Here is a 7,185-nt window from a genome sequence, read left to right as displayed (position 1 = left end):
CCGTCGCCGTGGCGCTGGTGGCGGGCGCGGGCGGCGCGTGGGCGGCGATGCGCTCGGGCGGCGACGGCGGCGAGCGGACGGCCGCGGCGGACGACCGGGCCGCCGCCCAGGACGGCACGGCCGGGCTCGTGGAACCCACGACGGAATCGGCGGACGGCAAGTCGGCGAAGCCGTCCCCGTCGAAGAGCGGGAGCGCGACGCCGAAGCAGAGCACGAAGACGCAGAAGCCGGGCGGCGGAGGCGGCGCGCAGCCGACCACGGGCCGGACCCCGGGAACCGGCGGCGGCACGAGCGGCGGCGGAGGCGGCGGTTCCGCCCCCGCACCGGAACCTGCCAACAAGTACACGCCGCAGCAGGCGTGCGGCGGCGGCTACTCCGTCCTCCGCTCGATGTCGGTGCCGGGCGGGCGCGCCTACCTGCTCTACAGCAACGCGACGCAGAAGAACTGCGCGGTGACGATGAAGACGCGGAACGTGGGGACGAAGTCGTCCGTCTCGACGTTCGTCCAGGCGCAGGGCAAGGGGCAGGTCTCCGACGGCGGCTCGTTCGCGTGGTACGCGGGCCCGGTGTACGTGCACGCGCCGGGCGTGTGCGTCCGTTACGGGGGGAACGGCAGCGCCTCGTCCTACGGCAACTGCGGCTGACCACCGTATGCGGCTGACCACCGTACTGGGCCGGGCATGAGAAAAGGCCGCCTCCAGGGCGGCCTTTGCCGTCTGCCACGGGAACCGCACGATGCGGACGGGTCGACGTTCGAGGCTCCTCAGCCGACCCGCCTGCGTTTCGACGAACCGCATGGGGGTGATCCCGGGAGCGGGATCATGCGGGGTTGGGTTGCGGTCTCGAGAGGTTCCGGTAGCGGGTTCCAGTCCGGGACGGACTAGTTGCGGGACGCGATCAGGTGATCGAAGTCGCCGTCCTTCGCGCCCAGGATGAGAGCCTCGATCTCGGGGCGCGTGTAGATGAGGGCCGGGCCCTCGGGGTGGCGGGAGTTGCGCATCGCGACGCGGTCGCCGGGAAGTTCGGCGATCTCGACGCAGTTCCCCTGGGAATTGCTTCGCCGGGACTTCAGCCAGCGCGCCCCCTCGAGCGCGGTCGCGGGCATCCCGTTGTCGTAGTCGTTCTGACCGGCCTGATACTGGCCGTAATCGGTCTGGAGCATCATGTCTCTCTGAGAAGATCACCAAGAAGCTCGACGGTGCGTTCCGGGGTCGCACTGTCGACGCACAGGCGTTCCATCGCCTGCAGATAGGTGTCGACGTCGTCGCGCTTGTCCAGGTACATCGCGCCGGTGAGGTTCTCGACGTAAACCACGTCCGGCAGATCCTGCTCGGGAAATCGCAGGATCGAGAAGGCCCCTCCCTCGGCGGCGTGGCCACCGAACCTGAACGGCATGGTCTGGATGGTGACGTTGGGCAGCTTCGACATCTCGATGAGATGCTCGAACTGGCCCCGCATCACCTCCGGGCCGCCGATGGGACGCCGCAGCGCCCCCTCGTCCAGGACGGCCCACAGGCGCGGCGCGTCCGGGCCCGTGAGGCGCTCCTGGCGCTGCAGGCGCAGTTCCACGCGCTGGTCGATCTCTTGTTCCGAGGCACCGGCGTTCCCCAGGCGGATCACCGCACGCGCATACCCCTCCGACTGCAGCAGTCCCGGGACGAACTGCAGTTCATACGTGCGGATCAGCGCCGCCGACTCCTCCAGACCCACGTAGGTCTGGAACCAGCCGGGCAGGACGTCGTTGTACCGGTGCCACCAACCGGGGGTGTTGGCCTCCCGCGCCAGCTGCAGCAGGGCGTCGCGTTCGGACTTCGCCGTGACGCCGTACAGCGAGAGCAGGTCGTCCACGTCTCGTTCTTTGAAGCTGACCCGCCCGAGCTCGAGGCGGCTGATCTTCGACTCCGACGCGCGGATGACGTAGCCGGCGTCCTGCCGGGTGACGCCCTTCGCCTCCCGCAGGCGACGAAGCTGCGACCCGAGCAGGATCCGACGCACGGTCGACCCGCTTCCCGGCGTCTCTGAAGTCACGCCCAACCTCCCGGCTTCACTGGCGGACAGCGAACCTAGTGTGCCACTGACCTCCGTGTCCTGCGGTTACCTCCGATCGACCGTGCCCCTCCACGTCGTCGCACTCCCCCCACGACCCGGATGCACGTGCATTGGGCCTTGCATTCGCACGCTACGATGCGCAGGATAACGCACGAGACTTCCGAGCCACGGCTGCACAACGAGAACACTCTGCGGGGTCCCGGGAATGACGTCACGCCACGCGCACGACGACACACGGTGGGAGCTCGGCCCCGTCGTGGGGCCGGCCGACCCACAGGACCATGCCGTGCATTCGACACCCGTACCGGAGTCGTCCGACCTGCCCCCTCGCCTCGACCGGGGCCTGGCCGCGCTGACCGAGATGACCGGGCCGACGGTCTCCTTCACCGTCGCGCCCGACCCCGAGTCCGTCACCGAGGCACGGCACTTCACGCTGGCGCGCCTCGACGAGTGGGGCCTGGCGGACCTCGCCGACGACGTCGGGCTGGTCGTCTCCGAGCTCGTCACCAACGCCCTGCGGCACAGCGGCGGCACCTGGACGGACGGGCGCCGCACGGGCGACGCCGTCCACCGCGAGGACGCGTTCGACCCCGACTCCTACACGCAGGGACGGTTCGGGGAGCCGAAGTACGGGGACGTGCGGTTCGCCGAGGGCCGGCACGGGGCGGGCGCCGCCGGGACGGGCACCGCCGGGACGGGCGCCGCCGGGGCGAACGCCTTCGGGACGGGCGCGTTCAGCGACCCCGCGGACCCGCTGGGCTCCGCGCCGCCCGCGATCCGCCTGCGGCTGGTCCACGAGGGTCCCTGGCTGCTGTGCGGGATCCTGGACGCCAGCCGCTCCGCGCCGCGCCGCAAGGAGCCCGACTACATCGCCGAGACGGGCCGGGGCCTGCACCTCGTCGAGTCGTTCAGTGTCCGCTGGGGGTGGCGCACCCTCGCGCAGGGCAAGGTGGTCTGGGCGCTGTTCCGCTCGGAGCCGCACCGGACATAGCAACAAACCAGACGATCCGGGTATGAGAGGCTCCGAGGGGAATGCCCGGTAACAACTGGTCTGGACGACCGCAGGGAGGAGCACCGGTGGAGTTCGCCGTCGAGCATCGCGTGGAGAAGGGCCTCACCGTCGTCGAGATCAGCGGCGAGATCGACGTCTTCACCAGCCCCCGGCTGCGGGAGGAACTGCTCGGCGTCATCGAGGGCGGCGGCCTGCACCTGGTGATCGACCTGAGCGAGGTCACCTTCCTCGACTCGACGGGCCTCGGCGTCCTCGTCGGGATCTACCACCGGCTCCGCGCCCGCGACGGCTCGATGTCGTTCACCGGCGTCGGCGACCGCGTCCGCCGCGTCTTCCACGTCACCCAGCTGACGAAGATCTTCGTGCTGCACGCGTCCCTGGAGGACGCCATCGCGGCCCACGAGTCACCGGCGTCCTAGGAGTTGTCCACAGGCTCGTGAGGGGCTCGGCGGGGGTCGTGCAGCCGGTACGGTGGCACAGAGATCAAGCCCGCCGCTGGGCCGTGTTCGGGAAGGGCCCGTCCCGCCGACGCGCGCGGTGCTGTCCGCAAACCGATACGGACGGGAGCGCTCCGTGGCAGAACAGCCGCTGCATGAGCACACGCTCGGCAATGGCCTGCGCGTGGTGGTCTGCGAGGACCATGTCGTACCGCTGGCCGCAGTGAACCTCTGGTACGGCGTGGGGTCGCGGCACGAGCAGGCCGGGCGGACGGGGCTCGCGCACCTGTTCGAGCACCTGATGTTCCAGGGGTCCGCGAACGTCGCCGAGGGCGAGCACGCCGCGCTGCTGGAGAGCGCGGGCGCGTCCTTCAACGCCAGCACGTCGTTCGAGCGCACGAACTACTACGAGACCGTCCCGGTCAGCCACCTGGAGCTCGCGCTCTGGCTCGAGGCCGACCGGATGGGCACGCTGCCCGCCGCCCTCACCCAGGCCAACCTCGACAACCAGCGCGACGTCGTGAAGAACGAGCGCCGCCAGCGGTACGACAACCAGCCCTACGGGACGGCGTTCGAGCGCCTGTGCGCGCTGACGTTCCCCGAGGGCCACCCGTACGCGCACACGCCGATCGGCTCCATGGAAGACCTGGACGCCACCACCCTCGAAGACTGCGCCGACTTCTTCGCCACCTGGTACGCGCCCGGCAACGCCGTCCTGTCCGTCGTCGGCGACGTCGACCCCGAGAAGACGATCGCGGCCGTCGAGCGCTACTTCGGCGGCATCCCGGCGGGCCCGGAGAAGCCGCCCGCACGCGACGGCGCCCTCGGCCCGCTGTCCGGGATCCGGGGGGAGACCCTCGACGAGGAGGTCCCCTCCCCCGCCTACTTCGCGATGTTCCCCCTCCCGACGGACGGCGGCGACGACGTCGAGGCCGCCGAACTGGCCGTGGAGATCCTCGGCGGCGGGTCCGGGTCGCGGCTGTACGACCGGATGGTCCGGCGCGACGAGATCGCCACCGAGGTGTGGGCGGGCGTGACGCGGCTGGCGTCCGGCCCGTCCCTGGCCATCGTCGACGCGATCGGCCCCGACCCGGAGAAGATCGCCGCGGTGCTGGACGAGGAACTCGCCCGGTTCGCCGCCGAGGGCCCCGACGCCGACGAGACCGCCCGCGCCACCGCGCAGGCCGAGCGCGGGTTCCTCGAGCAGACCGAGACGGTCACCGGGCTGGCGAACGCGCTGTCGCAGAACGCCACCCAGTTCGGCGACCCCGCCCGGGTCTTCACCGCCCCCGGCCGCGCCGCCGCCGTCACCGGGGACGCGATCAAGGAGATGGCGGGCCGCTGGCTCGCGCCCGGCGCCCGCACCGCCCTGACCTACGGAGGCACGCAGTCGTGACGCAGACCCCGGGCCTGAAGCTCGCGCCCCGTCCCGTCCCCGGGCCCGTCCCGGCGTGGGCCTTTCCCGCCGCCGCCGCGGGCCGCGTCCCGGCCGGCCCCGGAACGCTCCGCTGCGACCTGCCCGGCCGCCGCCTCGCCGCCGTCCGGCTCGTGCTGCACGCCGGCGCGGGCCGCGAGCCCGGCGGCAGGGACGGGGTCGCGGCGCTCGCCGCCCGCGCCCTCCAGGAAGGCACCGAACCGGGCGGCGGCACCGCGCTGACCGCCGCGTTCGAGCGGCTCGGCGCCAGCCTCTACGCCTTCGCCGACCTCGCCGCCCTGCGCATCGGGCTGGACGTCCCCGCCACCCGGCTCGCCCCGGCGATGGAGCTGCTGTCCTCGGTGGTCCGGCGCCCCGCGCTGGACGACGCCGACGTGCGGCGGCTCGTCCGCGAACGCCTGGAGGACATCGCGCAGGAGGACGCCACCCCGGCGTCGCGCGCGATGCGCGAGCTGCGCGCCGTGATGTTCCCCGCCGAGGCCCGCGCGTCCCGCCCGACCGGCGGCGGCCGCGCCTCCGTCGAGGCCCTCACCGGCGCCGACGTCCGCGCCTTCTACGGGTCGGTCGTCCCCGCCGAGGCCACCGCCGTCGTCGCGGGCGACCTCGCCGGGATCGACGCGGACGCCGCGCTCGCCGCCGCGCTCGAGGGCTGGACCGGCACCGGCGGCCCGCTCCCGGCCGCCGACACGATCCTGCCCGAGTCGGCCCCGCGGATCGTCATCGTGGACCGCCCCGGCTCCGTGCAGACCTACCTCGCCTTCGGGCACGGCGTCCCCGACCGCTCGCACCACGACTGGCCGTCCCTCACGGTCGCCGCGCACGTCCTCGGCGGCGGGCTCACCTCCCGGCTGAACACCGTCCTGCGCGAGGAGAAGGGCTACACCTACGGGATGCGCGCCGGGCTGCTGCGGATGCGGTACTGCGGCCTGTTCGTCGCGCAGGGCGCCGTGCACACCGAGGTCACCGCGGACGCCGTCGCCGACGCCCTCACCGAACTGCGCGGCATCGAGTCCCGCGGCATCGACGCGGACGAGCACGGCGCGTCCGTCCGGGCCCTGGCCGACCGGGCGCCCGCCGAGTACGAGACGCCGTTCGCCATCGCCACCGAGCTCGCCGACGCGTCCGCGAGCGGCCTCGGCGCCGACTACCCCACCCGGTACCTGGAGGCGGTCCGCGCGTCCACCCCGGACGGCGTCGCCCGCGCCTACCGCAAGCACGTCGACCCCGAGGCGCTGACCGTCGTCGCCGTCGGCGACGCCGAGCAGATCCGCGCGCCGCTCGAAAAACTGGGTTACGCCTCTGTCACCGTCACCTCGAAGGAATGACCCATTTCCCCTAGTGTGCCGTTGTCGGCATGAACCGCCGCACGGCGGTTTCCGTCTGACATCTGCGGGGAATCCGCGCCGACGTCACGAGAGAGGAACGGCCGGTGTCCTACGGGCAGCCCCACGGGGGCATGGCGGGCGGGCCATCCGTCGACACGATCCTGTCGGAGCCGAACTGCAAGCCCGGCGGCGTGATCGCGGGCACGGTGCACCTGCGCGGCGGCGGCCGGCCGGTCGACGTCCGGCACGTGACCCTCGCGCTGATGCCGCGCATGCAGAACGGCTACGGCGGCGAGACCGCGGGCCCGGAGGTCTACCGGGGCGCGCTCACCCGCGCGTTCCGGCTGGAGGCCGGGCAGCGGCGCGACCTCGCGTTCTCCATCCCGCTCCCCTACGAGCTGCCGTTCACGACCGTGCTCGGCCGGACGCTGCCCGGCTTCACGATCGGGATGTGCACGGAGGTCGACGCGGTCGGCCAGCCCGACCCGGGCGACGTCGACCCGATCTCGGTCGAGCCCCTCGAATCGCAGCAGTGGGTGCTCGCGGCGATCGCGCGGCTCGGCTTCAAGATCGGCAAGGTGACGTTCGAGTCGTCGCGGCTGCGGGGCGTCTCGCAGCAGCTCCCGTTCCACCAGGAGATCCACCTGTCGCCGCCGCCCCAGTACCGGGGGCGGCTCGGCAAGGTGGGGCTGAGCTTCGTCGCGAGCCCCCGCACGATGGCGTTCGTCCTCCGCGCAGAGGACCGCACCGCACCGCCCGACGACTCGTTCGGCGTCTTCCAGGTCCCGCACGCCGAAGCCGCCGAGGCCGACTGGCAGCGCAAGATCCTGCAGTGGCTCGACGCCGCGGCGGCGCTGCGGCCCGCGGCGTCCGCGCACGGCGGCGCACCCGGCTCCCCGCCCGGACGGTCGCCGTCCGGGGGCCTTC

7 protein-coding genes and 1 pseudogene are annotated in these 7,185 nt (G+C 72.9%); 6 read left to right on the top strand and 2 right to left on the bottom strand.

Features of this window, described 5'->3' with window-relative positions:
• A pseudogene (locus tag ACFQ11_RS36680) lies at positions 1-644 on the top strand (hypothetical protein); the annotation flags it as partial.
• Positions 645-880: 236 nt separating this feature from the next.
• On the opposite strand, the gene ACFQ11_RS36675 reads toward ACFQ11_RS36680, so the two are convergent.
• Complete coding sequence (locus tag ACFQ11_RS36675; RefSeq protein WP_378307386.1) at positions 881-1,165, bottom strand: DUF397 domain-containing protein; 285 nt, start codon at positions 1,163-1,165, stop codon at positions 881-883.
• Complete coding sequence (locus tag ACFQ11_RS36670) at positions 1,162-1,995, bottom strand: helix-turn-helix domain-containing protein (protein WP_378307384.1); 834 nt, start codon at positions 1,993-1,995, stop codon at positions 1,162-1,164. Before ACFQ11_RS36670 ends, ACFQ11_RS36675 begins: the two co-directional genes overlap by 4 nt.
• 340 nt (positions 1,996-2,335) lie before the next feature.
• Here ACFQ11_RS36670 and ACFQ11_RS36665 point away from each other — a divergent pair, with 340 nt between their 5' ends.
• The 5 genes from ACFQ11_RS36665 to ACFQ11_RS36645 form a co-directional block, all read left to right on the top strand.
• Complete coding sequence (locus ACFQ11_RS36665) at positions 2,336-3,040, top strand: ATP-binding protein (protein ID WP_378307382.1); 705 nt, start codon at positions 2,336-2,338, stop codon at positions 3,038-3,040.
• A gap of 86 nt (positions 3,041-3,126) precedes the next feature.
• Positions 3,127-3,480: an STAS domain-containing protein gene (locus ACFQ11_RS36660; protein ID WP_378307380.1), complete on the top strand. Its 354-nt coding sequence runs from the start codon at positions 3,127-3,129 to the stop codon at positions 3,478-3,480.
• A gap of 154 nt (positions 3,481-3,634) precedes the next feature.
• Positions 3,635-4,894 (top strand): M16 family metallopeptidase, encoded by a 1,260-nt coding sequence (locus tag ACFQ11_RS36655; RefSeq protein ID WP_378307378.1) that lies wholly within the window; start codon positions 3,635-3,637, stop codon positions 4,892-4,894.
• Positions 4,891-6,258: a M16 family metallopeptidase gene (locus ACFQ11_RS36650; RefSeq protein ID WP_378307376.1), complete on the top strand. Its 1,368-nt coding sequence runs from the start codon at positions 4,891-4,893 to the stop codon at positions 6,256-6,258. Before ACFQ11_RS36655 ends, ACFQ11_RS36650 begins: the two co-directional genes overlap by 4 nt.
• 104 nt (positions 6,259-6,362) lie before the next feature.
• Positions 6,363-7,185: sporulation protein (locus ACFQ11_RS36645; protein ID WP_378307374.1), on the top strand; the 823-nt coding region annotated here is incomplete at its 3' end.

Origin of the sequence: Actinomadura sediminis, from assembly GCF_042675525.1 — a bacterium.
In the GTDB taxonomy this organism is placed as follows: domain Bacteria; phylum Actinomycetota; class Actinomycetes; order Streptosporangiales; family Streptosporangiaceae; genus Spirillospora; species Spirillospora sediminis.
This window is presented reverse-complemented; position numbering and strand designations above follow the sequence as displayed.

Coding starts and splice junctions, on each gene's coding strand:
- ACFQ11_RS36675 (WP_378307386.1), bottom strand. CDS start 1,165: ATGATGCTCCAGACCGATTACGGCCAGTATCAGGCCGGTCAGAACGAC.